The organism is Alteromonas algae (assembly GCF_049117195.1).
Lineage (GTDB): Bacteria > Pseudomonadota > Gammaproteobacteria > Enterobacterales > Alteromonadaceae > Alteromonas.
The window spans coordinates 22,020-47,325 of the sequence record NZ_CP185260.1; the positions used below are offsets into that span (position 1 = coordinate 22,020).

Genomic DNA, 25,306 nt, shown 5'->3' on the forward strand with positions numbered 1-25,306 from the left:
TTATTCCGAAATGGAGAGGTTGATGCCGGGTTCAAACCATGCTTTGCGAGCGTTCACGACATCTGCCGCTGACATCGCTTTTTTACCTGGTATCTGAAGGCTCAATATACGTATTGCGGTTGTGCCCGTAGCAATCACAATACCGTTTTTGTCGGCTTGGATTATTGTCCCTGGCGAGTGTTGTGCTGGCACGTCATTAACAACTTCAGCTGACCATACTTTTATGTTCTGATCGTTCACCTTCATCCACGCAACAGGCCATGGATTAAACGCACGAATATTACGTTCTATCTGTTCAGCATCGCACTGCCAATCAATCAGTGCTTCTTCTTTTGAAAGCTTCTTGGCGTAGGTAGCAACCGCATCATCTTGTTTTTCAGGGGTAATGGTGTCGATGTTATCCAAAACATGAATAAGCGAGACTGGACCTCGCTCTGCTAGCTTGTCATACAGTGTGGCGCTTGTGTCACTACTTTGGATAGGTAGGCTATCGATATGAAGCATATCGCCGGTATCTAAGCCTTCATCCATTTGCATAATGGTGACGCCTGTTTCAGCATCGCCTGCCCAAATAGACCGTTGAATAGGAGCCGCACCGCGCCAGCGTGGCAAAATAGAGCCATGCACGTTTATACAGCCTAAGCGCGGCATTTCCAGCACAGCTTTGGGTAACAATAAACCGTAAGCAACGACAACCATCACATCGGCATCGTGAGCCGCTAAAATTTGCTGTGCTTCTTCGCCTTTTAATGATGAGGGTTGATGCACTGCTATTTCATGCTCTAACGCGACGGTCTTCACTGCACTTGGTGTCAGTTTTTTTCCCCGTCCCGCAGGGCGGTCAGGCTGAGTATAAACCGCAATTACCTCATGTTTTGAGGCTAATAGTGCGTGAAGGTGCTTTGCTGCAAAGTCCGGTGTACCGGCAAAAATAACTCGAAGTGATTTGGTCAAAACTTACCTCAGGCGCGAGTCGACAAACGAGCTTCTTTCTCTAGCTTTTTGCGTATACGCTGACGCTTAAGCGGAGACAGGTAATCAATAAACAGTTTACCCTTTAAATGATCAAGCTCGTGTTGAACACAAATTGCCAGCAGTCCTTCTGCTTCTAACTCAAAGGTTTCACCCTTTTCGTTTAAGGCTTTTACCGTAATGGCTTCAGCACGTTCAACTTTGGCATAATTACCCGGAACCGATAAGCACCCTTCTTCGCTAATTGTACTACCGTCTTTATGGGTAATAACGGGGTTAATGAATACGCGTGGTTCGTTTTGATCTTCGGAAACATCCATCACAACAACTTGCACATGGCGATTAACTTGCGTTGCCGCCAAGCCGATGCCATTTTCATCTTTCATTGTTTCAAACATGTCCGAAACAAGTTGTTTGATTTCATCATTTACTTCTTCCACCGGTTTTGCAACGGTGCGAAGACGCTCATCAGGAAAACTTAATACGTCTAAAATTGCCATGTCTCGCTTACTTCACCTTTTCGCAGTATAAATTCATATACGATCTGATAGTCAGCACACTTTACAGTGCTTATTAAGTTACTATTCTAACGTATATAGCGTTATTTCGTGCAGTTTTTTGTATTGGACCACACTATTGGGGCATATTGCCGATATAATAGTATTGTCTGAAAATTCAACAGCGAATGGCAGTAAAAAATTTGCGGGTGGTTAATTTGAAAAATCTATTAAAACAAAAGTGCCTAACAATAGCGTTGCTCGCTGCGACATTGTTCTCGTTGCCTGCTCTAGCGTTGCAATTGAAAGAGGGAGCACCGCAAACCTACACAGTGAGCAAGGGCGATACGTTATGGGATATTGCAAAACTTTTCCTCGATAAGCCTTGGCTGTGGCCTGAGTTGTGGCGAAATAATACACAAATAGATAATCCGCATCTTATCTACCCAGGCGATGTTCTTGTTGTAAGGTATATAGACGGCGAGCCAGTCATTACCGTTCAGCGCGATAAGCAAACGCTGGTGTTGTCGCCTGATTCAACCCGTCGCGTGAAGTCATCACCTATCGATACCTTACCGTGGTCGATGCTTGCACCTTATATTAATAATCACGAGTTAATGGCATCGACACGTTACGAGAATTTGCCATATTTACTGGGTAACGATGATGCCAACGTACGATTCGTAAGTGAGGATTTAGTACTAACGCAACATCAAAACGCGTCCAGTGATCAGTTACGTATAATTCGTAAGCTCTCTACACTAGAAGACCTAAACGGTAATGTACTGGGTGTTCAGGTTGTGCACGTTGCCGACGCTAAAATGGTACAAGACGCAAAAATGCCTCGTTCTACATTGCTGGCGTTAACCGATGCTAATCAAGAAGCGCGCAGAGGCGACCGAGTGCTTAGCGAGCCAATATCACCCCATGAAGACCTTATTTTACAACCCGCAACGACACAACGCGGCGCGGTGATAAGCGACCTCCATGATCATGACTTACTCGGTAAATACGATGTTGTTGTTATCGATATTGGCAGTGCTGCGGTTAAACCCGGTACCGTGATGGGTTTGTATGCACAAGGTCCAGGTATTATCGACGACGATACCCCTCGTTATGTTAATGAGCCGGGTGCGTCGACAGGAAGTGACTTCTTTGCAGACGTTATTGAACAACCAGCACTTAAAGTGGGTGAAATTATAGTGTTCAAAACGTTCGAAAAGGCGAGTTTTGCCATCATTACTCGTGCAAGTAAAAACGTGAAGCGCGGTTTTATTGTAGCCAATCCATAGCATAACGATAGCCGCTTTATCCAAGGAGCGGCTATGCATCAACACACATTATCATCATCGCAACGCGCGTGGTTAACACTCGCCTCAGCGGTAGATGTACCAACCGGAAAATGGCTAGCGTTACTCGATGCTTATGACTGTAAGCCAGAAGACATTGTTAGTGCTAACCAAAGGCAAAACGGTCTACCTGAGGGTGAACCGTTCATTAAAAAAATATCTAATGCGCGTGTAACCGACGCCATTTCTTGGTGTGAGGCCAGTGACAATCGCCATATTGTGACTTACGCCTGCGATAGCTATCCTAAACAGCTTCATGCTTTAGATAACCCACCGTTGGTATTATTCGTTGTTGGGAAACATCAACTACTGGCTAACCCTTCCGTTGCTATTGTAGGAAGCCGCAGAGCCAGTCATCAGGGCAAGCAAATTGCACACAACCTATCAATGCAACTGGCACAGCAGGGAGTAACGGTAGTCAGTGGTATGGCAATGGGTATCGATGCAAGTGCTCACCAGGGGGCGCTTAGCGAGAGGGCGAGTACAATAGCTATCACAGGTACCGGGCCTGATAACGTTTACCCGCCCAAGAATATACAATTACATGCTCAAATAACCGAGCAGGGAGGGGCATGTATCACCGAATTCTTTCCTAAGGTGACTGCAAGAGCATGGCACTTCCCTCGTCGCAATAGAATTATTGCCGCGTTAACCCTAGGAACCGTGGTGGTTGAGGCAAAAATAAAGAGCGGCACCTTGATAACAGCGAATTTGGCCGCAAATATAGGGAGAGAAGTATTTGCTGTACCCAGCAGCATTTTTAATACGCATTCTGAAGGTTGTCACTGGTTAATCCAGCAAGGTGCTAAACTGATAACCAACGTCGATGACATTATCGATGAAATTGCGGTGCAGCCGTTACCTTTTGTGGGTAAGGTTGATACCGATAGCAAAAAAAGTGAAGTGAATAGCTTGGCAACCGATACATTATTAGATAGTGTGGATTACGACATCACTGCTATTGATGTCATAGCCCAGCGCAGCGCCACTCCTGTAAATCAGGTAATGGCAGTGTTATTAGAGTATGAGTTGCGTGGTTTAGTAGCTGCTGTCCCTGGCGGCTACGTTAAATTGAGGGGTAAATAATATGTTCGACATCCTCATGTATCTGTTTGAAAATTTCATTCACAGTGAAACAGAAATTCGTGTTGACCAAGATGAGTTAACCGAAGAGCTTGTGCGTGCTGGTTTCCACCATGATGAAATATACAAGGCGCTCGCATGGCTTGAAAAGTTAGCAGCCCTACAAGAAACTGATATTAAACCTTACTTTTGTAAAGGTATTAGTACCAGTCTTAGTCGTATCTACACACACGACGAGCAAATGCGCCTCGATGTTGAATGTCGCGGTTTTCTATTGTTTTTAGAGCAGGTGGCTGTGCTCGATGCGTCGACGCGTGAAATGGTGATCGACCGTGTTATGGAAATCGACTCTGCAGAATTCTGCCTTGAAGATTTAAAGTGGGTCGTGCTTATGGTGCTATTTAATGTACCTGGCAAAGAAAAGGCCTACGCACAAATGGAAGATTTGTTATTCGACGAATCTGATGGTGTGTTGCATTGATTAATGCAGCACATCAGTTATTGCTATAATCATCATGTCGAAAATAGACCATTCATTATTTTCAGCACATGAACATGCGTTGAACGACACATTTGGGGATTGCCCTGATTGTGGTAAGGCATTGCATATACGAAACAGTAAGTCAGGGCCATTTATTGGTTGTACTGGCTATCCTGATTGCCATTTTAGTAAACCATTACACGACAAACAAACAACGTTACTGAAAACACTATCTGGTTCATCGTGCCCATTGTGCAATGAAGAGTTAGCGATTAAGAAAGGTCGGTTTGGTATGTTTGTTGGCTGTACCAACTTCCCCACATGCCATCATATCGAACCTATAAAGCAGCAAGAAGACACACATGTTGTTTGCCCAAAATGTAACAAAGGGCAGCTTATTTCACGCACAAACAAGTATGGTAAACAGTTTTTTGCGTGCAATCACTATCCCCAATGTCGTTATGTGTTAAATTTCACGCCACTAAATAAAAGCTGCCCAGAGTGTGGGTGGGCTATCATGATCGATAAAAAAGGACGCGCATGCTGTCCTCAACCGTTATGCGGGTATTGCGAGTAAACGAGAGTTAACCTACTAAGATGAACACCATGAATAACGCTCATGAAGGGCGAGAAGATAACGTTGATCCCATTATCAGCGCGTTTAACAATGGCGAGCTGCTGGTGTATCCCACCGAAGCGGTAATGGGCATAGGATGCGATCCTGATAATGAGGAAGCAGTACTCAAGCTATTAGAGGTAAAGCAAAGGCCCGTTAATAAAGGCGTGATCCTTATTGCCGCCAATTATTCCCAGCTTTTACCTTATGTAAATGATGATGCGGTACTGCAGCACAAGCGTACTGATATTTTTTCCAGCTGGCCTGGTCCTAATACATGGCTGCTACCTAAATCTAAGAACACACCTGCCTGGTTATCTGGTTCTCATCCGAAAATAGCGGTAAGGGTAACAAATCATCCAGTCGCAAAAGCGTTGTGTGAAAAACTCGGCAAGCCGATTGTTTCGACAAGTGCAAACTTAGCGGGGCAGCCCCCTACACGCACTATTAGCGAAGCTAAAACAGTATTTGCTGATTCAGCAGTATATGTCGAGGGTGATAGTGGAGGATTAGACAACCCCAGTGTCATTAGAGATGGTGATACAGGAGAGGTAATACGCGCATGACTCAGTCGTTACAATTAGATGGCAAAAATGCTGCTGACGTTATAGAGCTAGTAAAAAGTTATTTGCTTGGTTTACAAGACAACATCTGTCAGACGTTAGAATTAGCTGATGGAAAAGGGCAGTTTGTCGAAGATTCTTGGGTACGTGAAGAAGGGGGCGGTGGCCGCTCTCGCGTTATCAAAAACGGCGCTGTTATTGAACAAGGTGGTGTGAATTTCTCACACGTGTTTGGAAGCCAAATGCCAGCGTCAGCGACAGCCAATCGGCCAGAGCTTGCAGGTAGAAACTTTCAAGCTATGGGTGTGTCATTGGTTATCCATCCGCACAACCCCTATATTCCTACTTCTCATGCTAATGTACGTTTCTTTATTGCGGAGAAAGAAGGTGAGGCGCCTATCTGGTGGTTTGGCGGTGGCTTCGACTTAACCCCATTTTATCCGTTTAAAGATGATGTGGTGCATTGGCATGATACAGCTAAGAAATTATGCGCCCCGTTTGGCGAGAATGTATATCCTAAATACAAAACCTGGTGCGACGAGTATTTTTATCTTAAGCACCGTGACGAAACGCGAGGCGTAGGCGGGTTGTTCTTTGACGACCTGAACGAGCTTGGTTTTGAACAGTCATTTGCTTTTATGCAGGCAGTCGGTAACGGTTACCTCGATGCTTATATTCCCATTGTCGAACGCAGAAAAGCGATGGCGTTTACTGAGCGCGAGCGAGACTTTCAATTATATCGTCGTGGACGTTATGTTGAGTTTAATCTTGTTTTTGACCGAGGCACCTTATTTGGGCTTCAAACCGGTGGCAGAACCGAATCGATATTAATGTCGATGCCGCCACTTGCCCGATGGGAATATTGTTATACTCCAGCGCCAGGCAGCGCAGAAGCAAAACTCATCGATTGGCTGAAGCCAACCGATTGGTAATGTGTAGGGCTGCAATGCTTTTGCAGCCCGTAATCTTGATCCATATCAACCCTGTATTCTATTGGATTCCCTCGTGCTAATGACCCTTGCGCTGGATCAATAGAATTATTCGTAAACGTATTACAGTGACGTCATCTTATTTAAACACAGAAGAGACACACTATGCGTAAACAAGCACTCTCAGCACTTTGCCTTTCTCTTGCACTAGCAGCGCCATTCGCGTCAGCACACCAACAGGGCGACATCATTGTCCGTGGCGGTTTCACAACGGTTACCCCTGACGAATCTACATCTACTATTATTGCAGGTGGGAATGATTTAGGTGTCGCGCTTACGATTGATAGTAATACCCAGTTAGGAATTAACATTGCTTATTTTGTTACTGACAATATCAATATTGAATTACTTGCAGCAACGCCGTTTAAGCATGATGTTAATTTTTCAGTAAACGACCCATTAGGTACAGGCACGACGCTAGGTGAAGTAACGCATTTGCCGCCGACGTTAACTGCAAACTATTACTTTAACGATGCCAGCTCAGCTTTCCAACCGTACATTGGTGCGGGAATTAACTATACGTTTATCTTTGATGAAGAATTTACGCCTGCTAACAAAGAGGCTGGCCTCAGTAATTTATCACTTGATAACTCTGTTGGTTTATCTGCTCAAGTAGGTATGGATTATAAAATCGATACAGACTGGCACGTTAATGCGTCTGTGCGCTTTATTGATATAGATACAGAAGCGTCGTTTAACGTGGGTGAAGCAAGCGGCAGCGTTGACAGCATTGAAATAGACCCATGGGTATACACACTCTCTATTGGCTATACCTACTAAGCTGCTTATGCGTTAACGTTTCATAAATAAAAGGCGCGCCTACATTATCGGCGCGTTTTTTATTTCGTATTCACCATATGCTCAGCAAGTTGGTCTAGCGATGAAAGTAGCTGCTGGGCCAGTGCAAGATCATCAACCGTTTGATGCATGGCTTTGCGCATACAGTACATCCACTGCGCTTTCAGTTCTGGTGTAACGGTAAAAGGCAAATGTCTGGCGCGTAAACGCGGGTGGCCAAATTCCCGTTGATAGCCATCAGGCCCACCCAGCCACAAGCTCAAATATAAAAAGAACACATGGCGAATGCGCGTAAGCGGCTGAGGGTGCATAGCATAAAGTTCGTCTGCAACACGGTCGGTTTCCATAATGTCATAAAAACGATTCGATAATTCTCGCACTTTCTCTTCTCCACCTATTCGAAAATATGGTGTAGTCTGATCGACCTTATTGTCGCCTATTCGTTTCGATTTAAAGAAGTTTCGTATTCCCATGAAAAAATTCGCTGTATTCGGAAATCCTATTGCCCAGAGTTTATCACCAACTATTCATAAAATGTTTGCCGATCAAGTTGGAGAGAGTATTTCTTATGAAAAGATACTTGCGCCAGAAGATGGTTTCATTGATGCAGCAAACGTGTTTTTAGCGCAGAAAGACGCGGTGGGTTGCAACGTCACCATGCCGTTTAAGCTTGATGCATTCAACCTAGCAAAAGTTGATGACCAAGCTGCTAAAGATGCGCAGGCTGTTAATACACTAATGAAAGGTGATAACGGTGACGTGCTGGGATACAACACAGATGGTATCGGGTTGGTAAACGATTTACTAAATAGCGGTGTTGAGATAAACGACAGGCACGTGTTGCTTATCGGAGCCGGCGGTGCAGCGCGAGGTGTGATTTCTCCGTTATTAGAAGCAGGGGCTGCTTCACTGACCATAGCAAATAGAACGAAAGCGAAAGCAGAGGAAGTAGCCAATGCTGCTTCGAACGATAAAGTGCAGGTGGTGTCGCTTGCTGACATAGCAACGGTTAAGCCCCACATCATAATTAACTCAACGGCCGCCAGCTTGAATAATGAATTACCGTGTAGCTTGCAAGACGGTGTTTTAGATAACTGTGACGTGGTTTACGACATGGTTTATAAAAATTCCCCCACGCGCTTTATGCGAGATGCGGCTATGCTAGGTGTTGAAACGCAAATAGATGGCTTAGGCATGCTGGTCGAGCAAGCGGCCGAAGCGTTTTATATATGGACGGGAAAACGCCCTCATACCAAACACGTCATCGAATATTTAAGAAAAGCGGTTGAATAGATTAAGCAAATTTAACTTCCTTCCCCCCCCCCCCGAATTTGATAACTTTTTTCAGTGATGGTGAGCATATTATTTATTTTGCTTTCTTTCATTAGTCATTATGAGTTTATAAAAAACGTTTATTCAAGGAAAGTTATGAAGTTAATCCCCTCCCTTTTTCTAACCGCTGGTCTTTTAGTGAGCTCGGGTAATTCTCTTGCTTCAACAACAGTGACAGTTTGTGAAAGTGTTTCATCCTGTTCAGATTCTGCTTTGAGAAGTCATGCTATTAGTGTAGCAAAAGGTGAGCCTGCCGATGTAATCGTGTTAGATGTCTTCAAAGGTAAGAGTTATCATTATGAGGTGACTGTTGTAGATGCTGGTGGTCTTGAATTCCCCGGAATGTATGCTATTGGAGCGCGAAAATTATCTACGCTGCCAGATGAGGTTACAATAGCTGCTGCGGAATTTATAGGGTTTAGTACTGATCCACTTGGTAGTGTACTTGGCGAAGTATCTATGGAATTAAGCGTCGTCAACGGGAGACCAGTATACATACTGAGTGATGTGTGGAGCGGCTCTCAGAGTCTCTCTGAGTTGGGTCAGTCTATCTACCAAATAAATAGTGCAATCTCATCTAAACTTCAAAGAGCTGCTGAACTTAGAAAAGTAGATGTAACCGTTAATTTGTCAACGATGTTACAAGCTCAAATTTCAAAGGCACTAACCGGTGCAATTTCTGCCTCGGTATCAATATCGCAGTCTTCGTCAAATCAAGCAACAGTATATTTTAAAGGTGACAACTATCTCACTGTCGCTGTGAGCTTGACCTACAATGGCGCGAAAGGAGTGACAGCAGAGGTTACAGCAATTTCAATTATTGATGATGGCGTCGTTGTGCTTGAAATACCAATAGAAAATGGCGTACCTAATCTTGAAGCTGTTCTTGGAAATACCTATGCATATAATGGTAGCAACCAAGTCGGCTTGAGTAATTGGCTCGCTGGACTCAATCTTGGATTATCTTGGAATCTTCGACGCGGAATTATAACGGTAACCGATATAACCGATCCCGATATTGGTGAAGTCGAAGATCAATAAATTTTAGAGACAGCATCCAACTATGGATGCTGTTACTTTACTTCAGGTAGTCATCTTTTAGTAAAACATAGTTAACAGCGGACTGTTTTAAGAAAGCCACCTCTGTGTCACTAAGCGGTCTCTTCTTTTGCATCGGGTTTCCTACATAAAGAAAACCACTTTCTAACCGCTTATTTGGCGGTACTAAGGTACCTGCACCGATAAACACGTCATCTTCTACTACCACACCATCCATAATGATAGCGCCCATACCAACCAAAATACGGTTACCTAGCTGACATCCATGCAACATACATTTATGACCCACTGTTACATCATCACCAATAATAAGCGGATAGCCGTCAGGGTTTGTTGAAGTTGGACGACTAACGTGTAATACAGTGCCATCCTGTACGTTGGTGCGCTTACCGATACGTATTACATTTACATCGCCACGTGCTGCCACCAATGGCCAGATACTACTATCATCATCTAGATGGACATCACCTACGATTACCGAAGACGAATCTACATAGGTGTTTTCACCAAGGGTAGGGGCAATAGACTTATATTCGCGTAGTGTCACAGTATTACCTTTTCATTGTTGGTTATTAGTAAGAGCGCATAATCATAGTGATTTTCAAGCGAGTGAAAACCCTATGTGCGTTATTTTAACATACAGGCGTGTGCGTAAACGCTAAATGTAGTGCCTAAATTGTGTGGATTATCACCGCATCGGCGGTATTTTGAACGAACAAACCAAATATGACACTTTTTTTAAAATAGTTGTTGACGTGAGCGCTCAGATCCCTAAAATGCGCATCCGCTTCGGGAGGAAAGCAAAACACTTACCTCTCAAAGTAAGTCTCTACTAGCTTTTAAAGCCAGTAAAGACGGGAGGTTAAGAGAAGCGCTTAAGAAAATAAATTTTCAAAAAGTGTTGACATCAAAATCTTCCAGCGTATAATACGCACCTCGCTCAAACAGAGTGAGTCACCAAAAAGCAACGGCTTACGGTGAAGCTACTAAGTAGCAACGTTCTTTAACAATTTAGACAAGACAATCTGTGTGGGTACTCATTGAGAGTATCTATACGACGATTCATAATTCGATATATTTAATTGAAGAGTTTGATCATGGCTCAGATTGAACGCTGGCGGCAGGCCTAACACATGCAAGTCGAACGGTAACATTTCTAGCTTGCTAGAAGATGACGAGTGGCGGACGGGTGAGTAATGCTTGGGAACTTGCCTTTGCGAGGGGGATAACAGTTGGAAACGACTGCTAATACCGCATAATGTCTTCGGACCAAACGGGGCTTAGGCTCCGGCGCAAAGAGAGGCCCAAGTGAGATTAGCTAGTTGGTAAGGTAAAGGCTTACCAAGGCAACGATCTCTAGCTGTTCTGAGAGGAAGATCAGCCACACTGGGACTGAGACACGGCCCAGACTCCTACGGGAGGCAGCAGTGGGGAATATTGCACAATGGGCGAAAGCCTGATGCAGCCATGCCGCGTGTGTGAAGAAGGCCTTCGGGTTGTAAAGCACTTTCAGTTGTGAGGAAAAGTTAGTAGTTAATACCTGCTAGCCGTGACGTTAACAACAGAAGAAGCACCGGCTAACTCCGTGCCAGCAGCCGCGGTAATACGGAGGGTGCGAGCGTTAATCGGAATTACTGGGCGTAAAGCGCACGCAGGCGGTTTGTTAAGCTAGATGTGAAAGCCCCGAGCTCAACTTGGGATGGTCATTTAGAACTGGCAGACTAGAGTCTTGGAGAGGGGAGTGGAATTCCAGGTGTAGCGGTGAAATGCGTAGATATCTGGAGGAACATCAGTGGCGAAGGCGACTCCCTGGCCAAAGACTGACGCTCATGTGCGAAAGTGTGGGTAGCGAACAGGATTAGATACCCTGGTAGTCCACACCGTAAACGCTGTCTACTAGCTGTTTGTGGCTTTAAGCCGTGAGTAGCGAAGCTAACGCGATAAGTAGACCGCCTGGGGAGTACGGCCGCAAGGTTAAAACTCAAATGAATTGACGGGGGCCCGCACAAGCGGTGGAGCATGTGGTTTAATTCGATGCAACGCGAAGAACCTTACCTACACTTGACATGCAGAGAAGTTACTAGAGATAGTTTCGTGCCTTCGGGAACTCTGACACAGGTGCTGCATGGCTGTCGTCAGCTCGTGTCGTGAGATGTTGGGTTAAGTCCCGCAACGAGCGCAACCCTTGTCCTTAGTTGCCAGCATTAAGTTGGGCACTCTAAGGAGACTGCCGGTGACAAACCGGAGGAAGGTGGGGACGACGTCAAGTCATCATGGCCCTTACGTGTAGGGCTACACACGTGCTACAATGGCATTTACAGAGGGAAGCGAGACAGTGATGTGGAGCGGACCCCTTAAAGAATGTCGTAGTCCGGATTGGAGTCTGCAACTCGACTCCATGAAGTCGGAATCGCTAGTAATCGCAGGTCAGAATACTGCGGTGAATACGTTCCCGGGCCTTGTACACACCGCCCGTCACACCATGGGAGTGGGATGCAAAAGAAGTAGTTAGTCTAACCTTCGGGAGGACGATTACCACTTTGTGTTTCATGACTGGGGTGAAGTCGTAACAAGGTAACCCTAGGGGAACCTGGGGTTGGATCACCTCCTTACTATTACGTCATTAGTTCTCTTGATGTAGTGCCTACACAGATTGTTTTGTTTATTTATAAAGACCGCTTAGAGCACTTAGATTTGAGTTTATCTCAAACCTAAGTGTTTTCTTAGAAAGCACTATGTTCTTTAACAATTTGGAAAGCTGATATTAATAGTAATCAATCAAAAGAGTAATTGAGATGTCGAAAGACGCACTTTTTACTCTACTTGACTTGAATTGCTTGTTATCAACATTGATTGATAGCAAGGCAATTCTTCCGATTAGCTTGTCATGCATACAACATTACCCTTGTCCGATTTCAAAAGGCGGACATGAGGCCAAACTCAAGGCTTTTTAGGGTTGTATGGTTAAGTGACTAAGCGTATACGGTGGATGCCTTGGCAGTTAGAGGCGATGAAGGACGTGTAAGTCTGCGTTAAGCTGTGGTGAGCCGACAAAATGCATTTGAGCCACAGATGTCCGAATGGGGAAACCCACCTGTTTACAGGTATCGTTACATGAATACATAGTGTAACGAGGCGAACGAGGGGAACTGAAACATCTAAGTACCCTTAGGAAAAGAAATCAACCGAGATTCCCCTAGTAGCGGCGAGCGAACGGGGAGCAGCCCTTAAGCTGTTTAGTGTGTAGTGGAATCCTTTGGGAAGAGGAGCGATACAGGGTGATAGCCCCGTACACGAAGCGTGCTTTACAGTGAAATCGAGTAGGTCGGGACACGTGTTATCTTGACTGAATATGGGGGGACCATCCTCCAAGGCTAAATACTCCTAACTGACCGATAGTGAACCAGTACCGTGAGGGAAAGGCGAAAAGAACCCCTGTGAGGGGAGTGAAATAGAACCTGAAACCGTATACGTACAAGCAGTGGGAGCACCTTCGTGGTGTGACTGCGTACCTTTTGTATAATGGGTCAGCGACTTATATTTAGTAGCAAGGTTAAGCGAATAGCGGAGCCGTAGCGAAAGCGAGTGTTAACTGCGCGTTTAGTTGCTAGGTATAGACCCGAAACCCGGTGATCTAGCCATGGGCAGGTTGAAGGTTGAGTAACATCAACTGGAGGACCGAACCGACTAACGTTGAAAAGTTAGCGGATGACTTGTGGCTGGGGGTGAAAGGCCAATCAAACCGGGAGATAGCTGGTTCTCCCCGAAATCTATTTAGGTAGAGCCTCGGACGAATTCCATTGGGGGTAGAGCACTGTTAAGGCTAGGGGGTCATCCCGACTTACCAACCCTTTGCAAACTCCGAATACCAATGAGAACTATCCGGGAGACACACGGCGGGTGCTAACGTCCGTCGTGGAGAGGGAAACAACCCAGACCGCCAGCTAAGGTCCCAAAATATTGCTAAGTGGGAAACGATGTGGGAAGGCCTAGACAGCTAGGAGGTTGGCTTAGAAGCAGCCACCCTTTAAAGAAAGCGTAATAGCTCACTAGTCGAGTCGGCCTGCGCGGAAGATGTAACGGGGCTAAGCAATATACCGAAGCTGCGGCAGCACAGTTTACTGTGCTGGGTAGGGGAGCGTTGTGTAAGTGGATGAAGGTGAGTTGTAAAGCTTGCTGGACATATCACAAGTGCGAATGCTGACATGAGTAACGATAATGGGGGTGAAAAACCCCCACGCCGGAAGACCAAGGTTTCCTGTCCCATGCTAATCAGGGCAGGGTAAGTCGGCCCCTAAGGCGAGGCAGAAATGCGTAGTCGATGGGAAACGGATTAATATTTCCGTACTTATATAATCAGTGATGGAGGGACGGAGAAGGCTAGGCAAGCTTGGCGATGGTTGTCCAAGTGAAAGCGAGTAGGCCGAGAACTTAGGTAAATCCGGGTTCTTAAAGCTGAGACGCGAGACGAGCTACTAAGGTAGCGAAGTTGTTGATGCCCTGCTTCCAGGAAAAGCTTCTAAACTTATGATTATGTGAACCGTACCCCAAACCGACACAGGTGGTCAGGTAGAGAATACTAAGGCGCTTGAGAGAACTCGGGTGAAGGAACTCGGCAAAATTGTACCGTAACTTCGGGAGAAGGTACGCCCCTGTTTGTTAAGCCCTTGCGGTGGAAGCAGATGGGGGTCGCAGTGACCAGGTGGCTGGGACTGTTTATTAAAAACACAGCACTCTGCAAACTCGTAAGAGGACGTATAGGGTGTGACACCTGCCCGGTGCCGGAAGGTTAATTGATGGGGTTAGCGTAAGCGAAGCTCTTGATCGAAGCCCCGGTAAACGGCGGCCGTAACTATAACGGTCCTAAGGTAGCGAAATTCCTTGTCGGGTAAGTTCCGACCTGCACGAATGGTGTAACCATGGCCACGCTGTCTCCACCCGAGACTCAGTGAAATTGAAATCGCAGTGAAGATGCTGTGTACCCGCACCTAGACGGAAAGACCCCGTGAACCTTTACTACAGCTTGGCACTGAACATTGAACCTACATGTGTAGGATAGGTGGGAGGCTTCGAAGCACAGTCGCTAGATTGTGTGGAGCCGTCCTTGAAATACCACCCTTGTATGTTTGATGTTCTAACATTGGTCCCTTATCGGGATTGTGGACAGTGTCTGGTGGGTAGTTTGACTGGGGCGGTCTCCTCCCAAATAGTAACGGAGGAGCACGAAGGTTAGCTAATCACGGTCGGACATCGTGAGGTTAGTGCAATGGCATAAGCTAGCTTAACTGCGAGACAGACACGTCGAGCAGGTACGAAAGTAGGTCATAGTGATCCGGTGGTTCTGTATGGAAGGGCCATCGCTCAACGGATAAAAGGTACTCCGGGGATAACAGGCTGATACCGCCCAAGAGTTCATATCGACGGCGGTGTTTGGCACCTCGATGTCGGCTCATCACATCCTGGGGCTGAAGTCGGTCCCAAGGGTATGGCTGTTCGCCATTTAAAGTGGTACGCGAGCTGGGTTTAGAACGTCGTGAGACAGTTCGGTCCCTATCTGGTGTGGGCGTTGGATGATTGATGGGAGCTGCTCCTAGTACGAGAGGACCGGAGTGGACGAACCGCTGGTGTTCGGGTTGTCATGCCAATGGCATTGCCCGGTAGCTACGTTCGGAACGGATAACCGCTGAAAGCATCTAAGCGGGAAGCCGGCCCAAAGATGAGTCATCCCTGACTTTTAAAGTCCGGAAGGGTTGTTAAAGACGATGACGTTGATAGGCAGGGTGTGGAAGCGTTGTAAGGCGTTAAGCTAACCTGTACTAATTACCCGAGAGGCTTAACCATACAACACCCAAGAAGCTTTAGGCTATGTGGTGTTGAGATTGACAAGCTTATAAAGAATAAAGCAAGTAGAGTGAAAAGTAGATTACTCTTGATTGTATTGATATCAGATTTCCTAAATTGTTAACTAGTTTTTTCCTGGCAGCCATAGCGATACGGTACCACCTGATCCCATTCCGAACTCAGAAGTGAAACGTATTAGCGCCGATGGTAGTGTGGGGTTTCCCCATGTGAGAGTAGGACACTGCCAGGTCCCATTAAGAAAAACCCGCCTAACGGCGGGTTTTTTGCTTTTAGGCGTTCAATAAAATGAGCGCGTGAGATCGTCATCGATACGCCTCATACCCGCTAACCCACAAAAAGCACATTGCTTCAGTTAATTTCCCGTTCATGCCTCTATTATCTCTATTCCGATCCCCAACGTAGCCAATTAAATACTTCCGGTCCTTTCTATAACTTTTACTACTTTCGTTTTCACTGAGCAGTGTTGGAAGCACTAAAGGTTGAGGAAGATTTGGAGAACGACGAAATGCGCCTAAGTTAGTCTACTTGCAACCAGATTGCCCAGTACACCTATTCATGTGCTCCCAGGATTATCAGTATGCAGCGAATTAAATACTGCATATCGGCCATCATCAAGTCTACGCTTTGGTGTTTGATCGAGGCGGGGACTTATATGCCATTCTGTTTGCATTTAAATTTGCTAGGGCTGGTGTTGTGACAATAGGTAAGTTAGTGTTCTCTGAGAATGAAAGACGAATACGTTTTAACAAGCACACCGCTTAAATAAGTATAGCAACTTGTGTTATGCGTAAAATATGTACTACTATCAAGCAATGATCACGGACCGATAATTGTTGACTATGCATACGCTTTCAATAAAACCGTTACACTCTCCCCACTATGTAAAAGGTAGCCACGATGTTCGGTTATTCCTTGATGGTATTAAAGCGCATGTAGAGATTGTATTGCTCCTCGTTGCTGCAATGTTCTTTGTAAGCACACACATTATTCAGGTTAATGAAAAAGAACGGGTACTGGCGTCACCACAAATAAACGATTTTTTCTATATTGATTACCGTGCAATTGATAGCGGATCCGACATGCGCTTTCGATATGTTCCATTAAAACTATTAAACATTACGGATGGACACTATACCTTTAAGGTTGGGAATATCGCTCACAGTACGCCAGTGTCACCAGCTGAACATGCAAAATTTGATAAAGCGTTATTGCTTAGAAATTACTATCGTAAAGATGAATTAGTATTAACGCAGGAGGCGCTTTATTCACTTGTTAGCTCAGGAGCGATATATGACGCAAGAAGACCGCGTAACATTTATATAAGCGGTTGGATGGTTTTAAGTCTTGATGAATTACGTATTAATTAACACTAAAATTGTAACCATAGCGATTACCCGTCATTAATATCGGGCTATGTCACTCTCTCGTTAATATTGCCATCGAATATACGCTGTTACATTTAGGCTATGACAATGCGCCTAAATCTCGTTATTGTAATAACTCTAGGTTTTCACTCTTAAACATCACACCCACGGAGACTCGTATGTCTGACAATGTTGTATTACAGGCCACATTCAATCCGTCCGTTAAAACCTATTGGCTCGTTAGTCTTTTATTATTTTCCACGTTAACTGTAGTCGGTATACCACTACTCATTTTATCTATTCCTCTTTTTTACATTATCGCGGGCAAGTCTCTTGCGGCTATGTCGGCGACTATTACAGAACGCAAGTTGGTAGTAAAAAGAGGTATCTTCAATAAAGAAGAGAAATCAATTCCCTTAGAAAAGATTACTGACGTGGCACTTATTCAAGGCCCGCTTATGCGTATGTTTAACCTACACCGGCTATCATTTGAAACAGCAGGCCAGTCGTCCGATGGCGCATTGGTATCACTTATAGGTATAGATGAAGCAATACATTTTCGAGAGACAATATTAAGTCAAAAGGACAAAGCTACATCAAAAGAACGCGCACCTAGTCCACACAATGCAGCACCCGCTAACGACATGGCACTTTTATTAGAAAGTACAAAGCGAATAGAGCAACTACTCGAGCAACTCGTAACTAAAAATAGTTAGCGTGTATACACGGAGGCCAAAATCTTCTGCATGCTGTCAAACGACCGGGCTCATTACTAATCTTGTAACTGCATTCCTACTAAATAGGCTAGTGATACTTTACTCCCCTTTTGTTAGTTAGCCCATATAAGCCAATGTAACCTGACTCTATCTGGGTATAGCATGTTATAAACCCGTGTCTATGGTGTCACTTTATTATATTACGTGCCTATTTCTTTATCCGCGTTGGTTACTGAGGCCGAGTTAGCGCCTACCCATTCATTTTCTGCGTAGGTAAAAGACATTATTTTTCAAAAATACGGCCAATTGCGATCCATATTCATTAATAAGTAAAGAAAAGCATAAGCCATCTGGCTATATATAAAGAATGTGCACACGTTTGTTCGCCCTGAATGTACGTTTTCAACATGTTATAGGCCCCCTTTAATGTCTCATTTTTATTCGTTACGCGGTATTTATGCGCAAATTAATCAAATAGTAATCACTTAGAAAAAAACTTTGATAAAGGTGTTGATCTAGGGAAAGATTCACGTAGAATGCGCGCCTCGCTTCGGGGAGTTGGCAACAACGACACAGAAGCAGTTTTAAGAGTTACACGCTTCGAAAATTAGTTTTCAAAAAGTGTTGACACTAAAAACTTCAGGCGTATAATACGCGCCTCGCTTCGAGATGAAGCAGCCGGAAACGGCAACGTTCTTTAACAATTTAGACAAGACAATCTGTGTGGGTACTCATTGAGAGTATCTATACGACGATTCATAATTCGATATATTTAATTGAAGAGTTTGATCATGGCTCAGATTGAACGCTGGCGGCAGGCCTAACACATGCAAGTCGAACGGTAGCAGGAAGTGCTTGCACTTCGCTGACGAGTGGCGGACGGGTGAGTAATGCTTGGGAACTTGCCTTTGCGAGGGGGATAACAGTTGGAAACGACTGCTAATACCGCATAATGTCTTCGGACCAAACGGGGCTTAGGCTCCGGCGCAAAGAGAGGCCCAAGTGAGATTAGCTAGTTGGTAAGGTAAAGGCTTACCAAGGCAACGATCTCTAGCTGTTCTGAGAGGAAGATCAGCCACACTGGGACTGAGACACGGCCCAGACTCCTACGGGAGGCAGCAGTGGGGAATATTGCACAATGGGCGAAAGCCTGATGCAGCCATGCCGCGTGTGTGAAGAAGGCCTTCGGGTTGTAAAGCACTTTCAGTTGTGAGGAAAAGTTAGTAGTTAATACCTGCTAGCCGTGACGTTAACAACAGAAGAAGCACCGGCTAACTCCGTGCCAGCAGCCGCGGTAATACGGAGGGTGCGAGCGTTAATCGGAATTACTGGGCGTAAAGCGCACGCAGGCGGTTTGTTAAGCTAGATGTGAAAGCCCCGAGCTCAACTTGGGATGGTCATTTAGAACTGGCAGACTAGAGTCTTGGAGAGGGGAGTGGAATTCCAGGTGTAGCGGTGAAATGCGTAGATATCTGGAGGAACATCAGTGGCGAAGGCGACTCCCTGGCCAAAGACTGACGCTCATGTGCGAAAGTGTGGGTAGCGAACAGGATTAGATACCCTGGTAGTCCACACCGTAAACGCTGTCTACTAGCTGTTTGTGGCTTTAAGCCGTGAGTAGCGAAGCTAACGCGATAAGTAGACCGCCTGGGGAGTACGGCCGCAAGGTTAAAACTCAAATGAATTGACGGGGGCCCGCACAAGCGGTGGAGCATGTGGTTTAATTCGATGCAACGCGAAGAACCTTACCTACACTTGACATGCAGAGAAGTTACTAGAGATAGTTTCGTGCCTTCGGGAACTCTGACACAGGTGCTGCATGGCTGTCGTCAGCTCGTGTCGTGAGATGTTGGGTTAAGTCCCGCAACGAGCGCAACCCTTGTCCTTAGTTGCCAGCATTAAGTTGGGCACTCTAAGGAGACTGCCGGTGACAAACCGGAGGAAGGTGGGGACGACGTCAAGTCATCATGGCCCTTACGTGTAGGGCTACACACGTGCTACAATGGCATTTACAGAGGGAAGCGAGACAGTGATGTGGAGCGGACCCCTTAAAGAATGTCGTAGTCCGGATTGGAGTCTGCAACTCGACTCCATGAAGTCGGAATCGCTAGTAATCGCAGGTCAGAATACTGCGGTGAATACGTTCCCGGGCCTTGTACACACCGCCCGTCACACCATGGGAGTGGGATGCAAAAGAAGTAGTTAGTCTAACCTTCGGGAGGACGATTACCACTTTGTGTTTCATGACTGGGGTGAAGTCGTAACAAGGTAACCCTAGGGGAACCTGGGGTTGGATCACCTCCTTACTATTACGTCATTAGTTCTCTTGATGTAGTGCCTACACAGATTGTTTTGTTTATTTATAAAGACCGCTTAGAGCACTTAGATTTGAGTTTATCTCAAACCTAAGTGTTTTCTTAGAAAGCACTATGTTCTTTAACAATTTGGAAAGCTGATATTAATAGTAATCAATCAAAAGAGTAATTGAGATGTCGAAAGACGCACTTTTTACTCTACTTGACTTGAATTGCTTGTTATCAACATTGATTGATAGCAAGGCAATTCTTCCGATTAGCTTGTCATGCATACAACATTACCCTTGTCCGATTTCAAAAGGCGGACATGAGGCCAAACTCAAGGCTTTTTAGGGTTGTATGGTTAAGTGACTAAGCGTATACGGTGGATGCCTTGGCAGTTAGAGGCGATGAAGGACGTGTAAGTCTGCGTTAAGCTGTGGTGAGCCGACAAAATGCATTTGAGCCACAGATGTCCGAATGGGGAAACCCACCTGTTTACAGGTATCGTTACATGAATACATAGTGTAACGAGGCGAACGAGGGGAACTGAAACATCTAAGTACCCTTAGGAAAAGAAATCAACCGAGATTCCCCTAGTAGCGGCGAGCGAACGGGGAGCAGCCCTTAAGCTGTTTAGTGTGTAGTGGAATCCTTTGGGAAGAGGAGCGATACAGGGTGATAGCCCCGTACACGAAGCGTGCTTTACAGTGAAATCGAGTAGGTCGGGACACGTGTTATCTTGACTGAATATGGGGGGACCATCCTCCAAGGCTAAATACTCCTAACTGACCGATAGTGAACCAGTACCGTGAGGGAAAGGCGAAAAGAACCCCTGTGAGGGGAGTGAAATAGAACCTGAAACCGTATACGTACAAGCAGTGGGAGCACCTTCGTGGTGTGACTGCGTACCTTTTGTATAATGGGTCAGCGACTTATATTTAGTAGCAAGGTTAAGCGAATAGCGGAGCCGTAGCGAAAGCGAGTGTTAACTGCGCGTTTAGTTGCTAGGTATAGACCCGAAACCCGGTGATCTAGCCATGGGCAGGTTGAAGGTTGAGTAACATCAACTGGAGGACCGAACCGACTAACGTTGAAAAGTTAGCGGATGACTTGTGGCTGGGGGTGAAAGGCCAATCAAACCGGGAGATAGCTGGTTCTCCCCGAAATCTATTTAGGTAGAGCCTCGGACGAATTCCATTGGGGGTAGAGCACTGTTAAGGCTAGGGGGTCATCCCGACTTACCAACCCTTTGCAAACTCCGAATACCAATGAGAACTATCCGGGAGACACACGGCGGGTGCTAACGTCCGTCGTGGAGAGGGAAACAACCCAGACCGCCAGCTAAGGTCCCAAAATATTGCTAAGTGGGAAACGATGTGGGAAGGCCTAGACAGCTAGGAGGTTGGCTTAGAAGCAGCCACCCTTTAAAGAAAGCGTAATAGCTCACTAGTCGAGTCGGCCTGCGCGGAAGATGTAACGGGGCTAAGCAATATACCGAAGCTGCGGCAGCACAGTTTACTGTGCTGGGTAGGGGAGCGTTGTGTAAGTGGATGAAGGTGAGTTGTAAAGCTTGCTGGACATATCACAAGTGCGAATGCTGACATGAGTAACGATAATGGGGGTGAAAAACCCCCACGCCGGAAGACCAAGGTTTCCTGTCCCATGCTAATCAGGGCAGGGTAAGTCGGCCCCTAAGGCGAGGCAGAAATGCGTAGTCGATGGGAAACGGATTAATATTTCCGTACTTATATAATCAGTGATGGAGGGACGGAGAAGGCTAGGCAAGCTTGGCGATGGTTGTCCAAGTGAAAGCGAGTAGGCCGAGAACTTAGGTAAATCCGGGTTCTTAAAGCTGAGACGCGAGACGAGCTACTAAGGTAGCGAAGTTGTTGATGCCCTGCTTCCAGGAAAAGCTTCTAAACTTATGATTATGTGAACCGTACCCCAAACCGACACAGGTGGTCAGGTAGAGAATACTAAGGCGCTTGAGAGAACTCGGGTGAAGGAACTCGGCAAAATTGTACCGTAACTTCGGGAGAAGGTACGCCCCTGTTTGTTAAGCCCTTGCGGTGGAAGCAGATGGGGGTCGCAGTGACCAGGTGGCTGGGACTGTTTATTAAAAACACAGCACTCTGCAAACTCGTAAGAGGACGTATAGGGTGTGACACCTGCCCGGTGCCGGAAGGTTAATTGATGGGGTTAGCGTAAGCGAAGCTCTTGATCGAAGCCCCGGTAAACGGCGGCCGTAACTATAACGGTCCTAAGGTAGCGAAATTCCTTGTCGGGTAAGTTCCGACCTGCACGAATGGTGTAACCATGGCCACGCTGTCTCCACCCGAGACTCAGTGAAATTGAAATCGCAGTGAAGATGCTGTGTACCCGCACCTAGACGGAAAGACCCCGTGAACCTTTACTACAGCTTGGCACTGAACATTGAACCTACATGTGTAGGATAGGTGGGAGGCTTTGAAGCACAGTCGCTAGATTGTGTGGAGCCGTCCTTGAAATACCACCCTTGTATGTTTGATGTTCTAACATTGGTCCCTTATCGGGATTGTGGACAGTGTCTGGTGGGTAGTTTGACTGGGGCGGTCTCCTCCCAAATAGTAACGGAGGAGCACGAAGGTTAGCTAATCACGGTCGGACATCGTGAGGTTAGTGCAATGGCATAAGCTAGCTTAACTGCGAGACAGACACGTCGAGCAGGTACGAAAGTAGGTCATAGTGATCCGGTGGTTCTGTATGGAAGGGCCATCGCTCAACGGATAAAAGGTACTCCGGGGATAACAGGCTGATACCGCCCAAGAGTTCATATCGACGGCGGTGTTTGGCACCTCGATGTCGGCTCATCACATCCTGGGGCTGAAGTCGGTCCCAAGGGTATGGCTGTTCGCCATTTAAAGTGGTACGCGAGCTGGGTTTAGAACGTCGTGAGACAGTTCGGTCCCTATCTGGTGTGGGCGTTGGATGATTGATGGGAGCTGCTCCTAGTACGAGAGGACCGGAGTGGACGAACCGCTGGTGTTCGGGTTGTCATGCCAATGGCATTGCCCGGTAGCTACGTTCGGAACGGATAACCGCTGAAAGCATCTAAGCGGGAAGCCGGCCCAAAGATGAGTCATCCCTGACTTTTAAAGTCCGGAAGGGTTGTTAAAGACGATGACGTTGATAGGCAGGGTGTGGAAGCGTTGTAAGGCGTTAAGCTAACCTGTACTAATTACCCGAGAGGCTTAACCATACAACACCCAAGAAGCTTTAGGCTAGTGGTGTTGAGATTGACAAGCTTATAAAGAATAAAGCAAGTAGAGTGAAAAGTAGATTACTCTTGATTGCATTGATATCAGATTTCCTAAATTGTTAACCAGTTTTTTCCTGGCAGCCATAGCGATACGGTACCACCTGATCCCATTCCGAACTCAGAAGTGAAACGTATTAGCGCCGATGGTAGTGTGGGGTTTCCCCATGTGAGAGTAGGACACTGCCAGGTCCCATTAAGAAAAACCCGCCTAACGGCGGGTTTTTTGCTTTTAGGCGTTTAATAAAATGAGCGCGTGAGATCGTCAAGGTTTCTCTTGAACGTCAGTTAGGACATAGCGCTGTGGGGCAACCGTAAACGTTATGTTCACTGAAGCAATCATATTCAGTTGTTATCAAAAAAGCCCCTGTCTAACGACAGGGGCTTTTTACTTTATGCGCTAAAAAAATAATGGGGTCAGAGCACATTTGCTGTTTTTCTAATTAATTCCAGCAGTGGCTTCCTTGTTATCAATAAGTTTTGCTAAATAACGTCAACCCTATAACTTTGACCCTATTATTTTCGTAAGTGGCGCCCTTTAAGCATTAAAACTGGTATGCGTAAGAAAAGTTTAGAAAATCTAAACCAGGATTGTCATTGTTAAAACCGCCATTTGAAAAATGCATGTAGCGAAGCGCTAAATCATGTTTTTCATCAAGTGTTATCAGTACGCCCAGTCTATCTTCAAATTGATAGTTAGAGCCGATATCTTTGCCAGCAATCTCTTGATCACCTATATAGCTGACACCTATGCCGCCTTCTACATAGATAGGGTTGTTGTTCCATGAGGTTATCTGTTTTTTAATGATGGGAGTAAGTGACGCAGCATAACTGGTACTCCTTGTATTGCCTTCTCCGTACTCCCATACCACAGCACTCACTTCCCATGATAGGGTAAGTTCGCCAAACCACTCTGTGCTTAATGACTGCTCTAATGGTTGATAGGCGAATCGAATACCATCGACATCATCAAACCCTATCATATAGTCGACACTAACTTGTTGGTCTGCGATTGATGGCGCTGTATATAAGGTTGTAGACAACATTGCCGCTACTAATAACTTTTTTTTCATTAATTTGCTCCTTTTATACCTTATAGGAAGCAAATTGTTTTCCAACTAGTTAAAGTGCATATCTATCAGAGGTTTATGTTGATTAATGGTGCGACCAACATGTTTAAGTTTGAAATATATGAAGCAAACATAGAAATATTTACAGAGCCGACCATATTTCATTTTCATTTATGCCCTGCTGCTCACGAAACGAGTCGATAACCTCTGTTATCGCGTGAACACCATACTGTTTTTTAATGTCATCTATGAGAGGAGCGTTTTCAGATAAGAAAGTATTGAGTTCGTCTAAGAGTGTCTCGTGTTTAATAGTCGAGAGGTGAAAGTTTACGATATTGTTCGGAAGGGTTAGGTCTACAGCGAAGTTACCGAGTGATGGATGCCTATCAACTACTGTCTTACTGACGAAATATTCAATATCCATGGCGTTAATACGTCCTGTATTAAGTAAAGAGAGACCGGTATACACATCGTCAAGGGCGGTAACTTTTATGGCGTTATTATTAATACGTTGTTGCCATGCAACGGGCGTGAAACCAAATGGAACACCCAAATGTGTTACAGCATCAATACCTTTTCCGACTAACGAAGGTTTGGAAAGTGTTACAGAAAGCGTTGCAGTGAGTGGTGCTGAAAATACTTTTTCTTCCGCTTTTGTTATTTGGTTATACCATCGCGAGTTATCAGGGTATACGAAGTCGACATTACCTTTTAGCATCTCCATTTGAAGGCGACGTACTGGCATACTCAGATAAACGAAAGTATGGCCAGAGTGCTGAGCAAACGCTTCGAGAATGGCCCAGCCAAGGCCTTTGTCGTTCTCAGCCGTAAAATCATAGTGAGGGTAGTACTTTATGTTTTGAGCGCCAATGATATAAGTGTCAGCTGACACGCACGTGGTATTAATTAACAGCAGTAGAAATAGACAACATAGCTTCAAGGCAAACTCCCGCATAGCGACGT

The 25,306-nt window shown here is 45.6% G+C and carries 17 protein-coding genes and 6 rRNA genes; 17 read left to right on the top strand and 6 right to left on the bottom strand.

Going from position 1 to position 25,306, the window contains the following annotated elements; all coding sequences use genetic code 11:
- Together fmt and def are read right to left on the bottom strand one after the other, a co-directional pair.
- Positions 1-954, bottom strand: a complete 954-nt coding sequence (gene fmt, locus ACOJRU_RS00095) for a methionyl-tRNA formyltransferase (RefSeq protein WP_421133045.1) — start codon at positions 952-954, stop codon at positions 1-3.
- Positions 955-962: 8 nt separating this feature from the next.
- Positions 963-1,472: a peptide deformylase gene (gene def / locus ACOJRU_RS00100; protein WP_421133046.1), complete on the bottom strand. Its 510-nt coding sequence runs from the start codon at positions 1,470-1,472 to the stop codon at positions 963-965.
- Between the two features lie 206 nt (positions 1,473-1,678).
- Here def and ACOJRU_RS00105 point away from each other — a divergent pair, with 206 nt between their 5' ends.
- From ACOJRU_RS00105 to ACOJRU_RS00135, 7 genes are all read left to right on the top strand, one after another.
- Positions 1,679-2,761 (top strand): LysM peptidoglycan-binding domain-containing protein, encoded by a 1,083-nt coding sequence (locus ACOJRU_RS00105; RefSeq protein ID WP_421134801.1) that lies wholly within the window; start codon positions 1,679-1,681, stop codon positions 2,759-2,761.
- 33 nt (positions 2,762-2,794) lie between these two features.
- Positions 2,795-3,904, top strand: a complete 1,110-nt coding sequence (gene dprA, locus ACOJRU_RS00110; RefSeq protein ID WP_421133047.1) for a DNA-processing protein DprA — start codon at positions 2,795-2,797, stop codon at positions 3,902-3,904.
- Position 3,905: 1 nt separating this feature from the next.
- A complete protein-coding gene (locus ACOJRU_RS00115; RefSeq protein WP_421133048.1) occupies positions 3,906-4,382 on the top strand; it encodes a DUF494 family protein in 477 nt (158 codons plus the stop codon).
- 34 nt (positions 4,383-4,416) lie between these two features.
- Positions 4,417-4,959, top strand: a complete 543-nt coding sequence (locus ACOJRU_RS00120) for a topoisomerase DNA-binding C4 zinc finger domain-containing protein (RefSeq protein WP_421133049.1) — start codon at positions 4,417-4,419, stop codon at positions 4,957-4,959.
- Between the two features lie 29 nt (positions 4,960-4,988).
- Positions 4,989-5,564, top strand: coding sequence for a Sua5/YciO/YrdC/YwlC family protein (locus ACOJRU_RS00125; RefSeq protein ID WP_421133050.1), 576 nt, complete (start codon positions 4,989-4,991; stop codon positions 5,562-5,564).
- Positions 5,561-6,493, top strand: a complete 933-nt coding sequence (hemF, locus tag ACOJRU_RS00130) for an oxygen-dependent coproporphyrinogen oxidase (RefSeq protein WP_421133051.1) — start codon at positions 5,561-5,563, stop codon at positions 6,491-6,493. Before ACOJRU_RS00125 ends, hemF begins: the two co-directional genes overlap by 4 nt.
- A gap of 162 nt (positions 6,494-6,655) precedes the next feature.
- Positions 6,656-7,330 carry an OmpW family outer membrane protein gene (locus tag ACOJRU_RS00135; RefSeq protein ID WP_421133052.1) on the top strand — a complete coding sequence of 225 codons (675 nt, stop codon included), beginning with the start codon at positions 6,656-6,658 and terminating at the stop codon, positions 7,328-7,330.
- A 59-nt stretch (positions 7,331-7,389) separates the two neighbouring features.
- On the opposite strand, the gene ACOJRU_RS00140 is transcribed toward ACOJRU_RS00135, so the two are convergent.
- On the bottom strand, positions 7,390-7,821 hold the full coding sequence (locus ACOJRU_RS00140; RefSeq protein WP_421133053.1) for a group II truncated hemoglobin: 432 nt from the start codon (positions 7,819-7,821) through the stop codon (positions 7,390-7,392).
- On the opposite strand from ACOJRU_RS00140, the gene aroE reads away from it, so the two are divergent.
- Positions 7,820-8,641 carry a shikimate dehydrogenase gene (aroE, locus tag ACOJRU_RS00145; RefSeq protein WP_421133054.1) on the top strand — a complete coding sequence of 274 codons (822 nt, stop codon included), beginning with the start codon at positions 7,820-7,822 and terminating at the stop codon, positions 8,639-8,641. The two genes, ACOJRU_RS00140 and aroE, sit on opposite strands and share 2 nt — an antisense overlap.
- Positions 8,642-8,776: 135 nt before the next feature.
- Complete coding sequence (locus tag ACOJRU_RS00150) at positions 8,777-9,721, top strand: hypothetical protein (RefSeq protein ID WP_421133055.1); 945 nt, start codon at positions 8,777-8,779, stop codon at positions 9,719-9,721.
- Between the two features lie 37 nt (positions 9,722-9,758).
- Here the strand turns inward: ACOJRU_RS00150 and ACOJRU_RS00155 are convergent, their stop codons facing one another.
- Positions 9,759-10,286 carry a gamma carbonic anhydrase family protein gene (locus ACOJRU_RS00155; protein WP_421133056.1) on the bottom strand — a complete coding sequence of 176 codons (528 nt, stop codon included), beginning with the start codon at positions 10,284-10,286 and terminating at the stop codon, positions 9,759-9,761.
- A gap of 532 nt (positions 10,287-10,818) precedes the next feature.
- Between ACOJRU_RS00155 and ACOJRU_RS00160 the strand changes: the two genes are divergently transcribed.
- From ACOJRU_RS00160 to rrf (ACOJRU_RS00195), 8 genes are all read left to right on the top strand, one after another.
- Positions 10,819-12,351, top strand: a 16S ribosomal RNA gene (locus ACOJRU_RS00160).
- Positions 12,352-12,701: 350 nt separating this feature from the next.
- A 23S ribosomal RNA gene (locus tag ACOJRU_RS00165) occupies positions 12,702-15,580 on the top strand.
- Positions 15,581-15,714: 134 nt separating this feature from the next.
- Positions 15,715-15,830: ribosomal RNA gene (gene rrf / locus ACOJRU_RS00170) — 5S ribosomal RNA — on the top strand.
- Together the 16S, 23S and 5S rRNA genes form the textbook arrangement of a ribosomal RNA operon.
- 610 nt (positions 15,831-16,440) lie before the next feature.
- Positions 16,441-16,968, top strand: a complete 528-nt coding sequence (locus tag ACOJRU_RS00175) for a hypothetical protein (protein ID WP_421134681.1) — start codon at positions 16,441-16,443, stop codon at positions 16,966-16,968.
- A gap of 176 nt (positions 16,969-17,144) precedes the next feature.
- Positions 17,145-17,681 carry a PH domain-containing protein gene (locus ACOJRU_RS00180; RefSeq protein WP_421133057.1) on the top strand — a complete coding sequence of 179 codons (537 nt, stop codon included), beginning with the start codon at positions 17,145-17,147 and terminating at the stop codon, positions 17,679-17,681.
- 773 nt (positions 17,682-18,454) lie between these two features.
- Positions 18,455-19,987 (top strand): 16S ribosomal RNA (locus tag ACOJRU_RS00185).
- A gap of 350 nt (positions 19,988-20,337) precedes the next feature.
- Positions 20,338-23,216 (top strand): 23S ribosomal RNA (locus ACOJRU_RS00190).
- 133 nt (positions 23,217-23,349) lie between these two features.
- A 5S ribosomal RNA gene (gene rrf, locus ACOJRU_RS00195) occupies positions 23,350-23,465 on the top strand.
- Positions 23,466-23,818: 353 nt separating this feature from the next.
- On the opposite strand, the gene ACOJRU_RS00200 is transcribed toward rrf (ACOJRU_RS00195), so the two are convergent.
- Together ACOJRU_RS00200 and ACOJRU_RS00205 are read right to left on the bottom strand one after the other, a co-directional pair.
- The gene (locus ACOJRU_RS00200; protein ID WP_421133058.1) at positions 23,819-24,346 is read right to left on the bottom strand and encodes an acyloxyacyl hydrolase; all 528 of its coding nucleotides are present in this window, start codon (positions 24,344-24,346) and stop codon (positions 23,819-23,821) included.
- 139 nt (positions 24,347-24,485) lie between these two features.
- A complete protein-coding gene (locus ACOJRU_RS00205; RefSeq protein WP_421133059.1) occupies positions 24,486-25,235 on the bottom strand; it encodes a hypothetical protein in 750 nt (249 codons plus the stop codon).
- Between the last annotated feature and the right edge of the window lie 71 nt (positions 25,236-25,306).